This is a genomic window from Mesorhizobium sp. SP-1A (assembly GCF_032460275.1).
Classification (GTDB): Bacteria; Pseudomonadota; Alphaproteobacteria; order Rhizobiales; family Rhizobiaceae; genus Mesorhizobium.
On record NZ_JAVXZD010000007.1, the window covers coordinates 116636 to 134105 of the forward strand.

A 17470-nucleotide genomic window follows, 5' to 3' on the forward strand; every position below is an offset into this window, starting at 1 on the left:
GCTCCGCCGGGCTTGCAGGGTTGGCTGCCTCCAGCGGAACAGCCGCCGCTTCACAAGGTGAAACCACATGGCAATGCTTTCCCTGATCTATGACAGCCTGCCGATGCTGCTGTGGGGCGCCGGAATCACGGTGCTCGTGTCGGGGGTCGCGATCATCCTCGGCATGCCGCTCGGCCTGCTACTGTGCTTCGGCCTGACCTCCTCGCGCCCTTGGGTGCGGCGCCTGTCCCTGGTCTATCAAAGCGCCTGGCGTGGCACGCCGATATTGGTGCAGTTGCTCATCATCTATTACCTGCTGCCCTTCCTCGGCCTCAACGTGCCGCCGATCCTGGCCGCCATCGTTGCGCTGACCCTGAACACGGTGGCGTTCCAGGCGGAAATCTTCCGCGGCGGGCTGCTGGCGATACATCGGGGCCAGATGGAAGCCGCGCGCATGGTCGGGATTCGCAAATGGAGGGTGCGCCGCCACATACTGGTGCCGCAGATCTTCCGGCTTGTCGTTCCCTCGCTGGTCAACGAGACCATCTGCATCCTCAAGAACTCGTCGCTGGTTTCCGTCATCGCCGTGACCGAACTGATGCGCGTGAGCCAGCAGATCGTGGCGACGACCTACCGTCCGTTCGAAATCTACATCGCCGCCGGACTTATCTACGTCGTCGTCAATTTCCTCCTGTCGCTGGCCGGCCGCGCCGCCGAGCAGCGCCTCGCGCACGGGGTCTGACAATGGGCGACATCCTCGAACTCTGGGGCCAGTACGGACCGCTGCTTCTCGAAGGGCTCGGCACGACGGCCTGGATCTGTGCGCTCGCCACCGCCATCGGTCTTGCCGTCGGGCTCGTTCTGGCCTGCCTGGAAGGAGCCGGCTCCGTCCTCGTGCGGCGCCTGGTGCGCGGCTATATCGAGATCATGCGGGGCCTGCCGATCCTGATCCTTTTGTTCGTGCTCTACTATGGCGGCCCGAGCTTCGGGCTCAGCCTCGGGGCTGAAACCGTGGGCGTGCTCGGCCTCGGCTTCTACGGCGCCGCCTATTTCGCGGAAATCTTCCGCGCGGGCTTCATGTCGATCCCGAAAGGCCAAGTCGAGGCCGCCCGCATGGCCGGCCTTTCCGGCAGCCAGATCGTGCGGCACATCAAGCTGCCGCAGATGCTGGTGATGATCACGCCGCCGATGGTCAACCAGATCATAATTCTGATCAAGGAATCGGCGGTGCTTTCCATCATCACGGTTGCCGAACTGACCAAGAACACGGCCCAGTTCGTCAACGAGACCTATGCCGTCGTCGGGCCCTATCTCGCCGCCGCGCTGCTCTACTGGCTGCTGGTCGAAGCGGTCGCCCTGCTGGGCAGAGCGTTCGAGCACAGGGTCAGGTTCTAGCCGACGACGCGGCTTTTCTAGCCTTCAGCAATGATCGGAAACGCAAGATGACCAACGATCCGGCCCAACCCATCATCAAGATCCGCAACCTGGTGAAGAGCTATGGCACGTTCACGGCCCTTTCCGGCATTACGCTGGACATAAACCCGTCGGAGGTCCTGTGCATCATCGGCCCGTCCGGTTCGGGAAAGAGCACGCTTCTGCGCTGCGCCGCTTTCCTCGAGGACTACACGGACGGTGAGATCGAGATCGAAGGCAGGCTTCTCGGTTACAAGAGAACACCGGCCGGCCTGGTGCGGGAAAGCGAGCGCAACATCGATGCCGTGCGACGCAATGTCGGCATGGTGTTCCAGCACTTCAACCTGTGGCCGCATATGACGATCCTGGACAATGTCACGCTGGGCCCCCGGCTCACCAAGGGCGTTCCCAGTGACAAGGCGCGTAGTCAGGGACGGATCGCGCTGGCGAAGGTCGGCCTGGCGGACTTTGCCGACCGCTATCCCTCGCAATTGTCCGGTGGCCAGCAGCAGCGTGTCGGCATCGCCCGGGCGCTGGCCATGGAGCCGCATGTCATCCTTTTCGACGAACCGACCTCGGCGCTCGATCCGCAGCTTGTCGGAGAAGTGCTGGACACGATGAAGGACCTCGCCAGCCAGGGCATCACCATGGTCGTGGTCACGCATGAAATGGGCTTCGCCGCGCGGGCTGCCGACCGGGTCGTGTTCATGGACCGGGGCAGGGTGGTTGAGCAAGGCTCGCCCGACAGGCTGTTCAATGCACCCGAAAGCGAACGCTTGCGCGAGTTCCTGGACACCTGGAGGCAGCGGAACCTTCTGTTCCGGTCGGACCGGCCGGAATCGCCGGAGGTCGCTTGCGGACAGGGTGCGACGCGCGAGGCGAGAACCGCTGCGAGCCAGCTTCACGCCTGACAAGCACTGGAGAACGGTGTTAGCTGTTTTGGAACGGACGCAAACGGTTGCCGGCCCGCTCGGCGAATTGCCGGCGGTGGAGGAAGGTTCGACGCCATGACCCTCCAGGAAGCATGAGATCGCCATCGAACTGACCAGCCGTTACGAATTGCGCGGCCTCTATCTGAGCGACATGCTGGAGGAGGACGCGTTCGCGTTCTGGAAGGTTGGGTAGGAACGTGCCTGGCCAAGGCGCGCGCCCTCATCGCGGAGGGAACCGGGCGCGGCGAATTCATCGCCGAAGCGCCGGGGCTGGTGGTGCAGCTTTTCGATGCAATGCTCATGCACATGGTGCGATTGAGCAGAAAACGGCCGGACGACGTCGATCCGGAGGCCGCCGCGACATTGCTAATGTGCGCGCCATCCTGACGCGCCCGCGGGACATGGCTGCGGTCCGAGCCCTGGCGGATCGCGCCGGAGGTGACGGCTGGCTGTGAACGCCTGCCGCCGGGGCTCACGGCCTCCGGCAGCGATACGTCAGGCGCGCGGCCATGGGATCACGGCCGCGCGGCCGGTGTGATTACGAACCCACGGCGACGACGAAATGCTTCGTCACCGGCTCGATGATTTTCCAGGTGCCCTTGAAATCGGCTTCCACGACGAAGGCATCGCCGGGTCCGACCTCGACCGACTCGCCCCCGTCCGGCGTGATGATGATGCGGCCCGAGATCATGTGGACGAATTCATAGTCCGAGTAGGTGGCGTGGTAGGTGCCGGGGGTCGCCTGCCAGGTTCCAGACAGCACCTTTCCGTCCTTGGTCGTGTGCTGGACTGCGGTCTTCATCGTCGGCTTGCCTTCGACGACCACCCATCCCGGCAGATTGTTGGAATCGGCATTCTCCACCTTGCCGAATTTGAGAACGGTCTTGCGCGTCATGATAAGGCTCTCCCATCCTTGTTCCGAGGCTACAATGCCCGTTCGTTCGATATCCGATACGCTAACGGCAGGCAACTTAGTTTCTACCAGGTAAAAACCAGCAACGGCAGCCGATCGATCAGGTCATCGCGCGACCGGGATCATTGGCCGGTCGGCCTGTTTCTGGTCCGCAGCCACTTTTTTGAGTCTCTGGTGCCGTGAGACCGGGAGCGATATGCAGGAGCGACGCCGGACGCTGCCCTGAAAGCCCAGTGTTCTCAGTGGCTTATTTCCGGCCGTACGGCGATTCTCATGAATTCGACGATTCTGTGATCCGCTGCGTCAAAAGCGCGCTGCGGCGTCTTGACAGCGGTTCTGCTTTGCCGGACATTACTCAGGGGAAAATAATTTCGCGGGGGTTAAAACTAGAAGCCGTCGTTTGGAGGAGCAAATGGAAACGGCAATTGCTGTTACGCAAGAGGAATCCGTCCTCGATCAGCGTATCGAGGCCATGCATGGGCGCGACCGGGCCGGTCTCGTCATCTTCATTCTGGTGCTGTGGGGCACCCTTTTGTTCGCATTGTTCAACGTCTGGCCGTATATCTCGGTCCCGGCCATCGGCATCATCCTGACTATAGCCTGCGCGCTCGTGCTGATCTTCAACACGGCGGCCATCGTGGCGATGCTGCGCCACTACCATGAAGACAAGCATTTCATCTACGGTCTCGACTTGAAGCATCTCGACGAGATGCGCCGCAGGCGCGGTTAGGAGGACGTCATGGCATATAACCCACCCAAGCAGAGTCTTGCCGGGCAGGTCTTCGACGTCATCACCCTGCTCGTGCTCACCATCGGCGCTCTCTACATCCCGCTCTATATGGGCCTGGCCGGCGCGGCGAAAGTGCCCAACCCGGTCGCGAACCCGACCTGGGAAACGCTGGGGCAGAACCCGGTGGAGCAGCAGCAATGGGCGGCGCTCGGCATTACCGATCCCGCCGCCGCGAACGACATCGTCACCGCGCGGTTCGACTACAGCTTCAGCTGGATGGCGCTCTTCGTCATGGCCGTGCTCGTCATCGGCTATTTCGTCATGGTCGTGCGCCTTTCCGACCGGGAATACCGCGAGGTCATCGAAGAGCGCTTCGGGCAGCCGAAACGCGGCCATGGAGGCTGACTTTGGATATCTGGAACATTCTGGAATATGCGGCCTGGGCTCTATCCGCGCTGTTCGCCGTGCTGATGCTCACCGATCTCGTCCGCATCGACACAACCTATGACAACGAGCTTCTGACCTCCTCGCGCGAAGGCGAGATCGAGGCCGCTGCCGAGCGCCATACGATCTAAGGAAACGCCAAAATGGCAAATGTGGATTCATCCGCGCCTGGAGGCGAACGCCTCCAGCTGCTGCGCGTGCTCGGCCCTGCCCATGTGTGGGCGCTCGGCGTCGGCATCGTGCTCGTCGGCGAATATATGGGCTGGAACTTCTCCGTCGGCAAAGGCGGCATGATCGCCGGCCTCATCGCCTGCTGGGTCGCCGGCCTGCTCTACACCTGCGTCGCCATGATCGACTCGGAGGTGACCTCGACGGTTGCGGCCGCCGGCGGCCAGTACGCCCAGGCCAAGCACATCGTCGGCCCGCTGATGGCCTTCAATGTCGGCCTGTTCCTGGTCATGGCCTACACGATGCTCGAGGCCGCGAACGCCATCACCGTCGGCTACCTGCTGGACACGGTGGCGGGCATGCTCGGTCATTCAGGTCTGCACGAGCAACCCTTCATCGTCCTCGCCATCCTGTTCCTGGCGTGGCTGAATTTTCGCGGCGTGCTGGCCACGCTTACCTTCAACCTGGTCATCACCGCCATCGCCTTCGTGGCCATCATCACGCTGTTCGTGTCGGTGCAGTTCGGTGCGTCGTCCACGCCGCTCGACTTCTCCGCGATCACGTCCGAGCCCCTGCCTTACGGCTGGATCGGCATCGTTGCGTCTCTGCATTTCGGCCTATGGTACTATCTCGGCATCGAAGGCACCTGCCAGGCAGCCGAAGAGGTACGCTCGCCGCCTCGTTCGCTGCCCTACGGCACCATGGCCGGCATCATGACGCTGCTGATCGCTGCGACCATGACCTGGTATGTCTGCTCGGGCCTCGTGCCGTGGGAATATCTCGGACAGGCGGGCACGCCGCTGTTCGACGCCGCCCGCGTGACCGGCAACAAGGGGCTGATGGTGCTTCTGTTCGTCGGCACCGCCTTCGCCACGCTGGCCTCTGCCAACGGCTGCATCAACGACGCCTCGCGCGCCTGGTTCTCGATGGGCCGCGACCGCTACCTGCCGAGCTGGTTCGGCGCGGTGCATCCGGTCTATCGCACGCCTTACCGGGCCATCGTGTTCCTGGTGCCGATCGCGCTCATCTTCGCGCTTGGCGCGCCGCTCGACCAGGTGGTCACCTTCTCGATCCTGTCGGGTCTGCTGGGTTATACTTTCATGACCTTCAATATGGTCATGTTCCGGAACAAGTGGCCGCTCGACACGATCAAGCGCGGCTATGTGCACCCGTTCCACCCGGTGCCGACGATCGTGCTGCTGCTGTTGTGCTCAACCGCCTATTTCGCCGTGTTCCTCGGCTACGGCACGCAGCTCAGCGCCATGATGTGCTTCTACATCATCGCCTCGCTGTGGTTCCACTTCCGTCGCTACAAATTCGTGCGCCGGGGCGACCAGTTCACCATGCCCTGGCCGCGGCCGCGCGGATATTGATCCGGCAGGGGCGGCGCCAGCCGCCGCCCCTGTCACAGGAGCATCCTGATGATCGGTTTTTTCACCCTGATTGCCTTCGCCGTCGCTGCCTGCGCCTTCATCGCGCTGCGCGCCTGGTGCGATCACAAGGCAGCTCTCGCGCAGCGGCGCGGCCTGCTGGACGAAGCCGCCCTGCTGTTCGACGATCCGCGCATCACCATCGCGCCGGACCGGTTTCCGGTCCTGGCAGCATCGCTCGAAGATGGCGCCAAGGTGCGGCTGGAAATCATATCGGACAGTTTGGTCACGCGGCGGCTGCCGCAATTGTGGCTGAGGCTCGTCCTTTCCGAACGGCGCGGGCGGCCCCGTCCGACCATCGGCGCGCTCGCTCGCCCGACGGGCGCCGAATATTATTCGCTGGTGCACGACATGCCCCACTGGCTGGAACCGCCGGACGTGGGCGTGCCGCTGCTGGTGCGTGGCGACGGTTCGGCGGGAGCGTCGCAGGTCGCCAGGCTGTCGGGGCTGTTCCGCACGTTTTTCTCCGATCCGACGCTTAAGGAGGCGGTCATCACCCCGCGCGCGACGAGCGTGATCCGGCAGGTCGCGCAAGGCGACCGCGGCGCGCATGTGCTGCTGCGCCAGGCGCATTTCAAACTTTCGGCCGTGCCGGCGGAACTGGTGCACCAGGCGCTCTCCGAGGCCCGGGCGCTCAGCGCGGCCCTGGCGCAAGACCCCCTGCAGGCGGAGCCCAGCTATGAAGCCGCATGAGGCTACGGCGAGGCCGATCGATCCCTATATCGTGCTGGCGCTGGCGATCCTGCTTCCCGGCGCGGGGCACGTCGCGGTGCGGCAGCCGTTGAGGGGGCTGACCTTTGCTTTCTTCGTCGTCCTGTTTTCGGTGCTGACCTATATGACGACCACGCCGGATCAATCCTTCGTCGGCCGCCACGCCGGAGGTCTTTTCGTGTGGGCGCTGTCGATCCCCGATGCCTATCGCCGGGCGCGCGTCCGCTCGGCGATGGCGCAAAGAGCTGAAGGCTGAAGCCTTACGCCAACTCTATCGCCAGAACCGACACGCAGTCGCCGGCCTTGACCAGGCCGGGGAAATGCCGTGCCGCGAGAAGGCCAGACATCTTGGCCCGGATCTCCTGCGGCGCCTGCCCGGTGCGGCCGGTCGGATAGATGCGGGCGATGACCGCCCCCTTTTCCACAGACTCGCCGAGATCGATCATGGTCTCGATCATGCCGTCCTCCTCGGCAAAGGAAAAACAGTCGCCGGAAGGCATGTCGAGCCAGCGAGTTCGTTCCTGCTCGACAGCACCGTTCACGATGCCCTCGTGGCACAGCACGTTCATGATGCCGCGCCTGGCGATGCGCACCGTCTCGGCGCGCGAGGTGCCGCCGCCGCCCAGTTCGGTGGTGACGAAGACCTTTCCCATCTCCTCGGCGGCGGTGTCGTACATGCCCACCGAATCGATCTCCAGCATCCTGACGGAATAGGGCGCCGAGAACGCTTCCACCGCCGCGAAGGCTTTTTTCTCCTGATCCTTGTCGGGTAGGATGTGGGCCGCGCAGAAGGGCACGAAATCCAGCGTCCGGCCGCCGGAATGGAAGTCGAAGACGATGTCGGCGCGCGGCAGTAATTCGCGCTGGAAATAGTCGGCGATCTTCTCCGTCACCGTGCCGTCCGGCCTGCCGGGAAAGGCGCGGTTCATGTTTCCCTTGTCGATGGGCGAAGTGCGCGTGCCGGCGCGGAACGCCGGATAGTTCATCGCCGGCACGATGATGACCGTGCCGGAAACATCTTTGGGATCGAGCGTGCGCGCGAGTTCGTACAGCGCCAGCGGCCCTTCATATTCGTCGCCGTGATTGGCGCCGGTCAGCAGCGCCGTCGGGCCCTTACCGTTACGGACGACGCAGATCGGGATCATCACCGAGCCCCAGGCAGAATCATCGCGGCTGTAAGGCAGACGCAGAAAGCCGTGCTGCACGCCGTCGCGGTCGAAATCGACGGTGGGAGAAACGGGAGAGGGTCTCATATTGCTTGGCTTCCTACATAGGTGTCTCTTCCCACCCTCCGGCTTGCCGGCCAGAGGGCTGGGAGGGGATGCGGCAGTTCAGTCCTTCACCACCAGCTTGCGCGGCACATTGGCGAGGCACTCCACGCCCTTGTCGGTGATGAGGATGGACTCGGTGATCTCCAGCCCCATCGTTTCCAGCCACAGGCCGGTCATGAAATGGAAGGTCATGCCGGGCTTGAGTTCCGTGCGGTCGCCGGGGCGCAGGCTCATGGTGCGCTCGCCCCAATCCGGCGGATAGGACAGTCCGATCGGATAGCCGGTGCGGTTGTCCTTGACGATGCCGTATTTCTTCAGCACCGCGAAGAAGGCGTTGGCGATGTCTTCGCAGGTGTTGCCGGGCTTCGCCGCCGCCAGCCCGGCCTCCATGCCCTCCAGCGTCGCCTTCTCGGCATCGAGGAAAGCCTGCGTGGGTTTTCCGAGGAATACCGTCCGCGAAAGCGGGCAATGGTAGCGGTTGTAGCAGCCGGCGATCTCGAAGAACGTGCCTTCGCCCGCCTTCATCGGCTTGTCGTCCCAGGTGAGATGCGGCGCGGAGGCGTCCTCGCCCGAAGGCAGCAGCGGCACGATGGCGGGATAGTCGCCGCCGAAACCGTCGACGCCGCGCGTGCCGGCATCGTAGATCTCCGCCACGAGATCGCATTTTCTCATGCCTACCTCGATCCTGTCGACGATGCGGGCATGCATCGCCTCCACGATGCGCGCGGCCTTCCGCATATAGTCGATCTCGGTCGGGCTCTTCACAGCGCGCTGCCAGTTGACCAGCGCGGTCGCGTCGACGAAGCGGGCATTGGGCAGGTGCTGCTGCAGCGAAGCGAACGCCTTGGCCGAGAACCAGTAATTATCCATCTCGACGCCGATTTTTTTGCTGCCCCAGCCGCGCTCGCTCAGCACCTGGGCCAAGAAATCCATCGGGTGGCGCTCGGTGGACTGAACGTAGTGGTCGGCATAGCCGATGATGTTGTCATGGGCGAGATAGGCGGTGCGCTTGGCGCCGTTCGCGTCCTGGCCGCGCCCGTACCAGATAGGTTCGCCCTCCGGCGGCACGATGACGGCCTGATGCACATAGAAGGACCAGCCGTCATACCCGGTCAGCCAGGCCATGTTGGACGGGTCGGAGCAGATCAGCAGATCGATGCCCCTGGTATCCATCGCCTTACGGGTCTTGGCGAGGCGGTCCGCATACTCCTCGCGGCTGAATTTGAGATTGGGCTGCATTCTTCCGGGTTCCTCGTTGTGGCCTCGCGGCCGGCATCAGCTTTCGAAAATGGTTCCAACTTCGGCCGCTCTGGCACGGTCACGCGCCAGCGTGGCGATGGCCGTGTCCTGCACGCCGGTGCCGGTCAGGTCGGCCAGCGTGATGTCGCTCGCCGTTCGTCGGCCTGGCCGCTGGCCGGCGATGATCTGGCCAAGCTCGGCAGTTTCCGCGTCTGCAGTCATCAGCCCCGCCTCGATGGCATGGTGCAGTTCGCCCAGCCGCCGCGTCTGTTTCGCGCTGTCGGCGACATAGAGATCGGCCATGCGGACGATCGCGGGCGCGATCTCGTTCTTGTGCTCGGCGTCGGAGCCCATGGCGGTGATATGTTGGCCCGGCGAGACAAAACCCGCATGGATCAGCGGCTCCGTCGAAGGCGTCGTGGTCACGATCACGTCGGCGTCGGCAGCCGCCTTTGCCGCATCGGGCTCGGCGCGCACATCGATGCCGAGACGCTCGCGCAAGTCGGTGGCCGTGGCCTCGGCTTTCCCCGGATCGCGTGCCCAGATGCGCGCCTGCCGGATCGGCCGTACCAGCTTCAGCGCTTCCAGTTGCAGCCTGGCCTGCATGCCCGCACCGAAGATGGCGGCGACGGTCGCATCCTCGCGCGCCAGGTATTTGGCTGCCACCGCTCCTGCGGCGGCGGTGCGGACATCGGTCAGATAACCATTGTCGAGCAGAAGAGCTTCGGTGAGGCCGGTGGCGGCGGAAAGCAACACCATCAGCCCGTTGGTGCTCGGCAGGCCAAGCTTCGGGTTGTCGAAAAAGCCGGGGCTGATCTTGATCGCGAAGCCGTCGATGCCCGGCACATAGGCGGTCTTGACGTCCACCTCGCCGCGATGCTCGGGAATGTCCAGCCTGAGGATCGGCGGCATCGCCACCTTCTGCGTGGCGAGCGCGCGAAAGGCATTTTCCACGCAGGCGACCGCGTCGAGGTCGAGTTTTACGATCCGGCGCAGATCAGCTTCGGTCAGGATGGTCATGCGGGTCATGGTTGCATCTCCCCATGTTCCGAATGGCGCTCGCCCCCCTCCTGCCTGTCCCACTTGCCGCAGACGATGTCGCGGTGCCGGTCCATGTCGATGTTGCGGCCGGAGAGCACCAGCACCGCCGGTCCGTCCACCTTGGCCTTGCCGGAAAGAAGCGCCGCGATGCCCACGGCGCCCGCGCCCTCGACGATCTCGCGCTCCTGTCGATAGGCATGCGCGATGCCGGCGGCTATCTCGTCTTCGGAAAGCAGCACAACCTCGTCCAGAAGACCGCGGCACATGGCGAAGGTCCACCGGTTGTCGAGGCCAATGCCACCGCCCAGCGAATCCGCCAGCGTCGGCACCTCCTGCACCTGCACCGGCATGCCGGCGTCGAGGCTGGCCTTCATCGCCGCACCGCGTTCCATCGAAACGCCGATGATTTTGGTGCCGGGCTTCACGCCTTGGACCGCCGCCGCGATGCCTGCCGCCAGCCCGCCGCCGGAAAGCGGCACCAGCACCGCCGCCATATCCGGAACGGCTTCCACCATTTCCAGCCCGAGCGTGCCTTGTCCCGCGATGACGGCCGGGTGGTCGAAAGGCGGCACCATGACCAGTCCTTCTTTCGCGACCAATCTGTCCACCTCGACTTGCGCATCGTCCTGGCTCCCGCCGACAATGCGGATTTCCGCACCGAGGCGGCGGATTTCCTCCACCTTGTTGGCCGGTACCAGCTTCGACATGCAGATGACGGCGCGCAGGCCCTCCAGCCTCGCTGCATAAGCAAGCGCGCGGCCGTGATTGCCGGTGGAGGCCGCGACCACGCCGCGCGCCTTTTCTTCTCGACCTAGCGAGGCGACGGCGTTGGACGCGCCCCGCAGCTTGAAGCTGCCGGTGGTCTGGCGATGCTCCAGCTTGAGATGCACCGGCACGCCGACATGTTCCGACAAGGCTATGGACGGCACGACCGGTGTCGGCACGATCTTGCCGGCGATACGCTCACGCGCGGCGCGGATATCGGAGAGGGTGACGACGCCAGCCATGTCGATCAATCGCGGGACAGGGGCATGGTCATCAGCCGGCCCCATTGCGGATGATGGGTGTCGTCGCCGCAGAGCCGCAGGCAGTTCCACGCCGTCGCCTGGTTCGAGGTGACGACCGGACGGCCGATGGCGTCCTCCATGCCCGGGGCGGCAAGTGCGGATCGCAGTGCGGTGCAGGACACGAACAGCGCCTCGGCTTCCGGATGCGTCGTCTCGCGTGCCAGTTCAACCAACGCGGCGGGCGGGATGCGGGCCATCTCGCGGTCGTCCTCGAAGCCGAGGCAGGTGAATGAGGCGATCTCGAAACCGTGCCTGACGAAGTAATCCGCCATCGGCCGGCTGGTCTCGACAGTGTAGGGCGTGAGCACGCTGATGCGCCGGGTGCCGAATGCACGCAGCCCCCGCATGGCGGCTTGCGGCGGCGTCACGACAGGTACGCCGGGTTTCGCGGCATGGATCGCCGCTTCGATCTCGTCGTCTCCGATCACCACCGAAGCCGACGTGCAGGAATAGGAGATGGCGTCGAGCTTCTCGTCGGGCAGGATCAGCGCCGCGGCTTCTGTCAGCGCCGGCTGCATTTTGCGCAAATTCTGTGGCGTTGTCGGGTTGGCATAGGCGATGCGCGCGACATAGACCCCGATGCGCTCGCTCGCCACCATGCGGCGGTAGTCCGGCTCCGTGGTGTGGTCGGTGGCGAGAATGATAAGGCCGACGCGCTTCTCCAGCGGACGGGCGTCGAGCAGGGGACGGTCGGGGTGCAGACGGATCTCGGGTGCGTTCACGATTATCCCTCCACCTTGCCGTAACGGCGTTCCAGCCAGCGCAGAACCACCACCGAGCACAGGCTGATGACGAGGAAGAAGGCGCCCACCAGCGTCATCGGCTCGACATAGCGGTAGTAGGTGTTGGCCACGCTCTTGGCCTGGTTCATCAGCTCCAGCACGGTGATGGCCGACAGCAGCGGCGTTTCCTTGAACATCGCGATGAAGTAGTTCGCCAGCGCCGGGATCATCGGCGGGATTGCCTGTGGCAGGATGATGTGCGTCCAGGTCTGGCGCGCGGTGAGATTGCAGGCCTTGGCGGCCTCCCACTGCCCGCGCGGCACATTGTCGATGCCGGCGCGGTAGACCTCGGCGGTATAGGTGCCATAGTGCAGGCCAAGACCGATCACGCCCGCCACCAGCGGCGGCAGCAGGATGCCGATGTCGGGCAGCACGTAGAAGATGAAGTAGAGCTGCACCAGGAGCGGCGTGCCGCGGATGAATTCGGCGAGGAAGCCGAACGTGCGGGAAACGGCGCGGTTCGGCGAGCGCCGCAACAGCGCGATGGCGAGTCCCACCACGGCCGCCAGCGCAGAACCAAGGATGGTCGCCAGAATGGTGATCTTCACGCCATCGATGAGCGTCGGCATGATCTGGCGGACGAAATCCCAATCCCAATCCATTACGGAGCCCAATCCATTACACGCGCACTCCGTCCAGGCCGCGCGCCAGGCGCCGCTCCAGGCTGCGCACGCCCACGGAAATCAGCATCGCCAGCACGAAATAGATGACCAGGATGGTGGTGAAAGGCATCAGCGTGCTGCCCGTCTGGGCGCGCACCACCTGCGCCTGGAAGGTGAGGTCGGCCAAGGAGATCAGCGAAACGACCGACGTGGCCTTCAGGAGTTCGATGGCGTTGTTGCCGAAAGTCGGCAGCATGACCAGGAAGGCCTGCGGCAGGATGACGTGGCGCATGCCTTGCCAGCGGCCGAGATTGAGCGCGACGCAGGCTTCATACTGCTCCTTGCCGACAGACTGCACCGCGCCGCGTACGACCTCCGCCGCATAGGCGCCGACATTGAGGCCCAGCGCCAGCACGCCGGCCTGAAGCGGCGTCAGTTCCAGCCCGATGAAAGGCAGCACGAAATAGGCCCAGAACAGTTGCACGAAGATCGAGGTGCCGCGGAAGAACTCGATATAGATGGTGGCCAGCGCCCGGATGGCGAAGAAGCGCGACAGCCGCCCGAGCCCGGCCAGCAAGGCCATGACGAGCGCCAGCACGGACCCCATCAGCGTCAGCTCGATGGTGACGACTGCACCTTGAAGGATCAGGTCGAGATATCCGGACCAGGCGGTCATGGCAGCGGGACCGCGTGTCGAAGGCTGAGGGCGGACCGGTTCGATCCGCCGACTTGTCGCCCTTTCGCCAGCACCGGCGATTGGCGAAAGCGGGTCCGCAACACATCTCCCCCTTGGAAGAGGAGATGGCCGGCAGGCCGGAGGAGAGTGCTGGAAGGCACGAGCATCTACAAACTACAGGTCATCTCGAACATTACCGACGCTGACCGCCAGCCCTCCCCGCGAGGGGGAGGGCTGGAGGAGCATCACTTCGCCGCGCAGAGCTTGTCGCGCGTGGTGGACATCGCCGCCTTGGCCGAGAAACCGTAGGGCTCGATGATCTTGGCGAATTCGCCCGACTTCTTCATCTTGGCCAGTTCGACGTCGAAAGCGTCGCGCAGGGCCGTGTCCTTCTTGTTGAAGGCGGCGCCGTCGCAATAGACCGGCGCGCCCTGCACCGGCGCGATGACCTCCAGGTTCGGGTCGTTGGCCTTCTTCATCAGGTCGTTGATGGACAGCACCGGCAGCGAATAGGCGTCGATGCGACCGTCCTGCACCATCTTCAGCCCGCTCTGCCCGTCCGGAACGACGATGACGCGCTCGCGCGGTACGCCGGCGTTGAGTGCAAGCTTCTCTTCCGTGCCGCCGCCCGGCGCGCCGATGGTGGCGCTGGTGTCCTTGGCGACATCCTCATAGCTCTTGAAGTGCTTGGGGTTGCCCTTCTTCACCAGCATGGCCTCGGCGTCGCACAGCACCGGCTCGGAATAGGCAACGGCCGCGCAGCGCTCAGGCTTCATGAACAGGCCGGCGGTGATGACGTCGAAGCGGCCTGCCTGCAGGCCGGGGATCATGGCGCCATATTCGGAGATCGAGGCCACCACGTCCGGCACGCCGAGGCGCTTGAATATCTCGCGCGCCACGTCGGGGGCGGCGCCGGAGACCTTTCCGTCGGCGGCGACGGCCGTATAGGGCGGCTCGTTGGCGATGGCCAGTCGCGCGAAGCCCTGCTTCTTCAGTTGGTCCAGCTTGGCGTCATCGGCGGAAGCGCCCGTTGCGGCGGCAAGCACGCTGCCCAGCGCCAGACCGGCGATGCCGGCCAGAAATGCGATCTTTTTCATATTCCCACTCCTTGGTTTTTCCAATCGTTTTTGCTTTCGTCCGGAGCGGCCGAGCCGCTCCGCGCACGCGGTCAGACGCGATGCCCGGCCGCGATGATCTTCTTCAGGAAGGTCTGCGTGCGCTCCTGCTTCGGATGGCGGAAAATCTCGTCCGGCTTGCCTTCTTCCACGATCCGGCCGCGATCGAAGAACAGCACCCGGTCGGCGAAATCGTGGGCAAAACCCATCTCGTGGGTGACGAGCAGCATCGTCATGTCCGTCTCGGCGGCGAGCTTGCGCATGACGTTCAACACCTCCTCGACCAGTTCCGGGTCGAGCGCCGACGTGACCTCGTCGAACAGCATGATTTTTGGCGAAAGCGCCAGCGCCCGGGCGATGGCCACGCGCTGCTTCTGGCCGCCGGAAAGCTGCGCGGGCATCGCCTTGGCCTTGTCGGCCATGCCGACCATGTCAAGCAGCTCCATCGCCCGCTTCTCGGCGGCGGCGCGCGGCGTGCCCTTGGTCAGCATCGGCGCCAGCGTGACGTTGTCGAGCACGCATTTGTGCGGGAACAGGTTGAAGAGCTGGAAGACCATCCCGATCTTCTGGCGCATCTTGGCCAGGTGCCGCTCATCGGCCGGCGCCAGACCGCCGTTGCGGGGCATATGGTAAAGTTGCTCGCCCTCGACTTCGATATGGCCGCCGTCGATGCGCTCAAGCGTCATGAGGATGCGCAGGATTGTCGTCTTGCCCGAGCCAGAGGGCCCGATCAGCGCCAGCTTCTCGCCGGGCATGACCTGCAACGACAGACCGTCCAGCACCTTGAAGGCGCCGAAGCTCTTGGTAATCGCGTCGATCTTGATGATGGGCGCCGCCATCCGTCTCCCCGCTGGAGAACTCCTGTTCCCCTAACGATGCGGAAGCGACAAAATCATGTCAATTGACAAAATAAAATCATGACAATTTTTCCGGATCTGCCGGTTCGAAGGCGAAGCCGGTCTCTAGATCGCCAGCAGCAGGTGTTCCGGATCGCCGAGCAGCAGCCGGGTGACGACGCCGAGGCCGGTACGCAGCTCGCTTTCCGTCGTGGAGCCCAGCGAGATCCGCACGGCTGGGCGCCAGGGCGCTTCGGAAATGCGGAAGGAGGAGCCAGGCGCGATCGCCACCCCCTGCAGCCGAGCCTGCGCGACGAAGCCTTCTTCGGCGCGGTCGTCCGGCAGCGGCAGCCACAGATGCAGTCCGTCGCGGTGGGCGCGGAACTGGACCTCGGACAGCGCCTCCGCGGCGATGTCGAGGCGGCGGCGTACTGCTTCCCGCTGCCAGCGCACCAGCTCCATCGCGGTGCCGTCCGCTACCCATTTGGTGGCGATCTCGGCCACTATGGGCGTGGCCATCCAGTTCGACACCAGATGCCGGTTGGCGACGGCGGCGACATAGCGGTCGGGCGCGACCAGATAGCCGATGCGCAGGCCGGGCACGGTGATCTTGGAGAAGGAGGTGACGTAGAGCGTGCGTTCCGGCGCGAAATGGGCCAGCGGCGGCGCGCGCTCCTCGACCAATGGGCCAAGCACGTCGTTCTCGATGATGGCGATGTCGTGCTTGCGCGCCACTTCGGCGATCTGGGAACGCCGCACCGACCCCATCAGCGTGGCGGTGGGGTTGATGACAGAGGGCTGCACGAACACCGCGCGGATGTCCGACAGCCGGCAGGCTTCGTCCAGCGCTTCGGGCAAGATGCCGTCGTCGTCGATGGGCAGACCCTCTAGGTTGAAGCCCAGATAACGTGCCAGCGGCACCAGCGTGTGATGGCCGATGGCTTCGGTGGCGACGGTGGAGCCGGGCGGGGCCACGCTCATCAGCGCCACCGTCATGCCGCCGGTGGCGCCGTTGGTCAGCGTGATGTTCTGCGGCGATGCCTCCAGCCCGCAGGCTTTCAGCCAGTCCGCCGCTACTGCGCGATGGCGGGGAAAAACCATGTTCGGCCGGAACGACAGCGCAGAGCTTGCCGGCAGCGCCTCGGCCAGCCAGCCGAGCGCCTGCTTCAACCGCTCCAGATGCATCGGCTCGCAGACCGGCTTCAGGATCGACAGGTCGATCACCTCGCCCGGCCGCTCAGGCAGATAGGGCGGATCGGGCTCGCGGCGCTGCGTCTGCACGAAGCTGCCGCGGCCGATCTCGCCCGCCACCAGCCCGCGCCGGATCAGTTCCTCATAGGCGCGGCTGACCGTCTGCACGGACAGTTTCAACTCGTCGGCCAGCGCCCTGTGCGTCGGCAGGCGTTCGCCGTTTGCCAGCCGGCCGTCATGGATGGCGCGGGCGAACTGGTCGGCCAGCGAAAGATAAGCAGGACGGCGGATAAGCGCCGGATCGGGACGCCACAATGTCATGACTTCATTAGAGATCGAAATCAGTGCAATTGACAATCGAAATCATGCGCCTTCATGGTGTCTGCGCAACGAAAAGCGGTAACAATGGCCGGACTGAAACTCGATCCCATCGACCTGAAGATCCTCGACGCCATCCAGCGTGACGGGCGCATCACCAAGCTGGCCCTGGCCGAGCAGGTCGGCCTGTCGCCGACGCCGTGCTGGATGAGGCTGGCGAAGCTGGAAAAGGTGGGCATCGTTTCCGGCTACCATGCCAAGGTGGCCGTGCGCGCCATAGCACCCATCGCCACCGTGCTGATGGAGGTGACGCTTGGCAACCACAGGCAGGCCGATTTCGACCGCTTCGAGCGCGCCATCCGCGACATTCCCGAGATCGTCGCCTGCTGGTCGGTGGGCGGCGGCGTGGACTACCTGCTCAAGGTGATGACGCGCGACATCGACGCCTATCAGAGGCTGGTAGATGCATTGCTGGAGCGCGAGCTCGGCATCGACCGCTATTTCACCTACATCGTCATCAAGACGGTGAAGGACGAGACCGTGCTGCCGGTGGCGGAACTCGTGGCGGATGATTGATCGCGCAGATTCTCTCCGCTAACCCTCCCGAATAGA

Annotated in this window: 21 protein-coding genes; 10 read left to right on the forward strand and 11 right to left on the reverse strand. The window is 64.4% G+C overall.

Translation table 11 applies throughout. The features are described 5' to 3' along the window. Positions 1 to 67: 67 nt before the first annotated feature. From QU595_RS25255 to QU595_RS25265, 3 genes are read left to right on the forward strand one after another with little or no spacing between them, the layout of a single operon-like run. A complete protein-coding gene (locus QU595_RS25255; RefSeq protein ID WP_315927145.1) occupies positions 68 to 721 on the forward strand; it encodes an amino acid ABC transporter permease in 654 nt (217 codons plus the stop codon). A gap of 2 nt (positions 722 to 723) precedes the next feature. Further along, positions 724 to 1374, forward strand: coding sequence for an amino acid ABC transporter permease (locus QU595_RS25260; protein ID WP_315927147.1), 651 nt, complete (start codon positions 724 to 726; stop codon positions 1372 to 1374). Positions 1375 to 1421: 47 nt separating this feature from the next. Next, positions 1422 to 2303, forward strand: a complete 882-nt coding sequence (locus QU595_RS25265; RefSeq protein ID WP_315927148.1) for an amino acid ABC transporter ATP-binding protein — start codon at positions 1422 to 1424, stop codon at positions 2301 to 2303. Positions 2304 to 2862: 559 nt separating this feature from the next. Here the strand turns inward: QU595_RS25265 and QU595_RS25270 are convergent. Next, positions 2863 to 3219 carry a cupin domain-containing protein gene (locus QU595_RS25270; RefSeq protein ID WP_315927150.1) on the reverse strand — a complete coding sequence of 119 codons (357 nt, stop codon included), beginning with the start codon at positions 3217 to 3219 and terminating at the stop codon, positions 2863 to 2865. A 430-nt stretch (positions 3220 to 3649) separates the two neighbouring features. Between QU595_RS25270 and QU595_RS25275 the strand changes: the two genes are divergently transcribed. Genes QU595_RS25275 through QU595_RS25300 form a run of 6 tightly spaced genes read left to right on the forward strand, consistent with a single transcriptional unit; the run spans position 3650 to position 6976 of the window. After that, on the forward strand, positions 3650 to 3967 hold the full coding sequence (locus QU595_RS25275) for a hypothetical protein (protein WP_315927152.1): 318 nt from the start codon (positions 3650 to 3652) through the stop codon (positions 3965 to 3967). A gap of 9 nt (positions 3968 to 3976) precedes the next feature. Next, positions 3977 to 4372: a hypothetical protein gene (locus QU595_RS25280; RefSeq protein WP_315927154.1), complete on the forward strand. Its 396-nt coding sequence runs from the start codon at positions 3977 to 3979 to the stop codon at positions 4370 to 4372. 2 nt (positions 4373 to 4374) lie between these two features. Next, the gene (locus QU595_RS25285; protein ID WP_315927323.1) at positions 4375 to 4542 is read left to right on the forward strand and encodes a hypothetical protein; all 168 of its coding nucleotides are present in this window, start codon (positions 4375 to 4377) and stop codon (positions 4540 to 4542) included. A gap of 12 nt (positions 4543 to 4554) precedes the next feature. Then, positions 4555 to 5952 (forward strand): APC family permease, encoded by a 1398-nt coding sequence (locus QU595_RS25290; RefSeq protein ID WP_315927156.1) that lies wholly within the window; start codon positions 4555 to 4557, stop codon positions 5950 to 5952. Between the two features lie 48 nt (positions 5953 to 6000). Further along, positions 6001 to 6702, forward strand: coding sequence for a hypothetical protein (locus QU595_RS25295; protein ID WP_315927158.1), 702 nt, complete (start codon positions 6001 to 6003; stop codon positions 6700 to 6702). After that, positions 6689 to 6976, forward strand: coding sequence for a hypothetical protein (locus tag QU595_RS25300; protein ID WP_315927160.1), 288 nt, complete (start codon positions 6689 to 6691; stop codon positions 6974 to 6976). The genes QU595_RS25295 and QU595_RS25300 overlap by 14 nt, the downstream gene beginning before the upstream one ends. A gap of 4 nt (positions 6977 to 6980) precedes the next feature. On the opposite strand, the gene doeB is transcribed toward QU595_RS25300, so the two are convergent. The 10 genes from doeB to QU595_RS25350 all read right to left on the reverse strand — a co-directional run bounded on the left by doeB (position 6981) and on the right by QU595_RS25350 (position 16861). After that, on the reverse strand, positions 6981 to 7973 hold the full coding sequence (gene doeB, locus QU595_RS25305) for a N(2)-acetyl-L-2,4-diaminobutanoate deacetylase DoeB (protein ID WP_315927162.1): 993 nt from the start codon (positions 7971 to 7973) through the stop codon (positions 6981 to 6983). Between the two features lie 78 nt (positions 7974 to 8051). Next, complete coding sequence (doeA, locus tag QU595_RS25310; protein WP_315927164.1) at positions 8052 to 9230, reverse strand: ectoine hydrolase DoeA; 1179 nt, start codon at positions 9228 to 9230, stop codon at positions 8052 to 8054. Between the two features lie 36 nt (positions 9231 to 9266). Further along, entirely contained in the window at positions 9267 to 10259 is a 993-nt protein-coding gene (locus tag QU595_RS25315) for a cyclodeaminase (RefSeq protein WP_315927166.1), read from the reverse strand. After that, positions 10256 to 11278 (reverse strand): hydroxyectoine utilization dehydratase EutB, encoded by a 1023-nt coding sequence (eutB, locus tag QU595_RS25320; protein WP_315927168.1) that lies wholly within the window; start codon positions 11276 to 11278, stop codon positions 10256 to 10258. The genes QU595_RS25315 and eutB overlap by 4 nt, the downstream gene beginning before the upstream one ends. 5 nt (positions 11279 to 11283) lie before the next feature. Continuing rightward, complete coding sequence (eutA, locus tag QU595_RS25325; RefSeq protein ID WP_410000569.1) at positions 11284 to 12066, reverse strand: ectoine utilization protein EutA; 783 nt, start codon at positions 12064 to 12066, stop codon at positions 11284 to 11286. Further along, a complete protein-coding gene (gene ehuD, locus QU595_RS25330; RefSeq protein ID WP_315927170.1) occupies positions 12063 to 12722 on the reverse strand; it encodes an ectoine/hydroxyectoine ABC transporter permease subunit EhuD in 660 nt (219 codons plus the stop codon). The genes eutA and ehuD overlap by 4 nt, the downstream gene beginning before the upstream one ends. 16 nt (positions 12723 to 12738) lie before the next feature. Beyond that, entirely contained in the window at positions 12739 to 13398 is a 660-nt protein-coding gene (gene ehuC / locus QU595_RS25335; protein WP_315927172.1) for an ectoine/hydroxyectoine ABC transporter permease subunit EhuC, read from the reverse strand. 245 nt (positions 13399 to 13643) lie between these two features. After that, positions 13644 to 14495: an ectoine/hydroxyectoine ABC transporter substrate-binding protein EhuB gene (ehuB, locus tag QU595_RS25340; protein ID WP_315927174.1), complete on the reverse strand. Its 852-nt coding sequence runs from the start codon at positions 14493 to 14495 to the stop codon at positions 13644 to 13646. Between the two features lie 71 nt (positions 14496 to 14566). Beyond that, positions 14567 to 15352, reverse strand: a complete 786-nt coding sequence (gene ehuA / locus QU595_RS25345; RefSeq protein WP_315927176.1) for an ectoine/hydroxyectoine ABC transporter ATP-binding protein EhuA — start codon at positions 15350 to 15352, stop codon at positions 14567 to 14569. Between the two features lie 123 nt (positions 15353 to 15475). Next, positions 15476 to 16861 carry a PLP-dependent aminotransferase family protein gene (locus QU595_RS25350; RefSeq protein WP_315927178.1) on the reverse strand — a complete coding sequence of 462 codons (1386 nt, stop codon included), beginning with the start codon at positions 16859 to 16861 and terminating at the stop codon, positions 15476 to 15478. Positions 16862 to 16945: 84 nt separating this feature from the next. Between QU595_RS25350 and QU595_RS25355 the strand changes: the two genes are divergently transcribed. Continuing rightward, positions 16946 to 17434: an Lrp/AsnC family transcriptional regulator gene (locus tag QU595_RS25355; protein ID WP_315927180.1), complete on the forward strand. Its 489-nt coding sequence runs from the start codon at positions 16946 to 16948 to the stop codon at positions 17432 to 17434. Positions 17435 to 17470 lie beyond the last annotated feature (36 nt).

Bases quoted from the DNA above. Each gene is read 5' to 3' on its own strand.
- QU595_RS25255 (WP_315927145.1), top strand. From the start codon at position 68: ATGGCAATGCTTTCCCTGATCTATGACAGCCTGCCGATGCTGCTGTGG.
- QU595_RS25260 (WP_315927147.1), top strand. From the start codon at position 724: ATGGGCGACATCCTCGAACTCTGGGGCCAGTACGGACCGCTGCTTCTC.
- QU595_RS25265 (WP_315927148.1), top strand. From the start codon at position 1,422: ATGACCAACGATCCGGCCCAACCCATCATCAAGATCCGCAACCTGGTG.
- QU595_RS25270 (WP_315927150.1), bottom strand. From the start codon at position 3,219: ATGACGCGCAAGACCGTTCTCAAATTCGGCAAGGTGGAGAATGCCGAT.
- QU595_RS25275 (WP_315927152.1), top strand. From the start codon at position 3,650: ATGGAAACGGCAATTGCTGTTACGCAAGAGGAATCCGTCCTCGATCAG.
- QU595_RS25280 (WP_315927154.1), top strand. From the start codon at position 3,977: ATGGCATATAACCCACCCAAGCAGAGTCTTGCCGGGCAGGTCTTCGAC.
- QU595_RS25290 (WP_315927156.1), top strand. From the start codon at position 4,555: ATGGCAAATGTGGATTCATCCGCGCCTGGAGGCGAACGCCTCCAGCTG.
- QU595_RS25295 (WP_315927158.1), top strand. From the start codon at position 6,001: ATGATCGGTTTTTTCACCCTGATTGCCTTCGCCGTCGCTGCCTGCGCC.
- QU595_RS25300 (WP_315927160.1), top strand. From the start codon at position 6,689: ATGAAGCCGCATGAGGCTACGGCGAGGCCGATCGATCCCTATATCGTG.
- doeB (WP_315927162.1), bottom strand. From the start codon at position 7,973: ATGAGACCCTCTCCCGTTTCTCCCACCGTCGATTTCGACCGCGACGGC.
- doeA (WP_315927164.1), bottom strand. From the start codon at position 9,230: ATGCAGCCCAATCTCAAATTCAGCCGCGAGGAGTATGCGGACCGCCTC.
- QU595_RS25315 (WP_315927166.1), bottom strand. From the start codon at position 10,259: ATGACCCGCATGACCATCCTGACCGAAGCTGATCTGCGCCGGATCGTA.
- eutB (WP_315927168.1), bottom strand. From the start codon at position 11,278: ATGGCTGGCGTCGTCACCCTCTCCGATATCCGCGCCGCGCGTGAGCGT.
- ehuD (WP_315927170.1), bottom strand. From the start codon at position 12,722: ATGGATTGGGATTGGGATTTCGTCCGCCAGATCATGCCGACGCTCATC.
- ehuC (WP_315927172.1), bottom strand. From the start codon at position 13,398: ATGACCGCCTGGTCCGGATATCTCGACCTGATCCTTCAAGGTGCAGTC.
- ehuB (WP_315927174.1), bottom strand. From the start codon at position 14,495: ATGAAAAAGATCGCATTTCTGGCCGGCATCGCCGGTCTGGCGCTGGGC.
- ehuA (WP_315927176.1), bottom strand. From the start codon at position 15,352: ATGGCGGCGCCCATCATCAAGATCGACGCGATTACCAAGAGCTTCGGC.
- QU595_RS25350 (WP_315927178.1), bottom strand. From the start codon at position 16,861: ATGACATTGTGGCGTCCCGATCCGGCGCTTATCCGCCGTCCTGCTTAT.
- QU595_RS25355 (WP_315927180.1), top strand. From the start codon at position 16,946: ATGGCCGGACTGAAACTCGATCCCATCGACCTGAAGATCCTCGACGCC.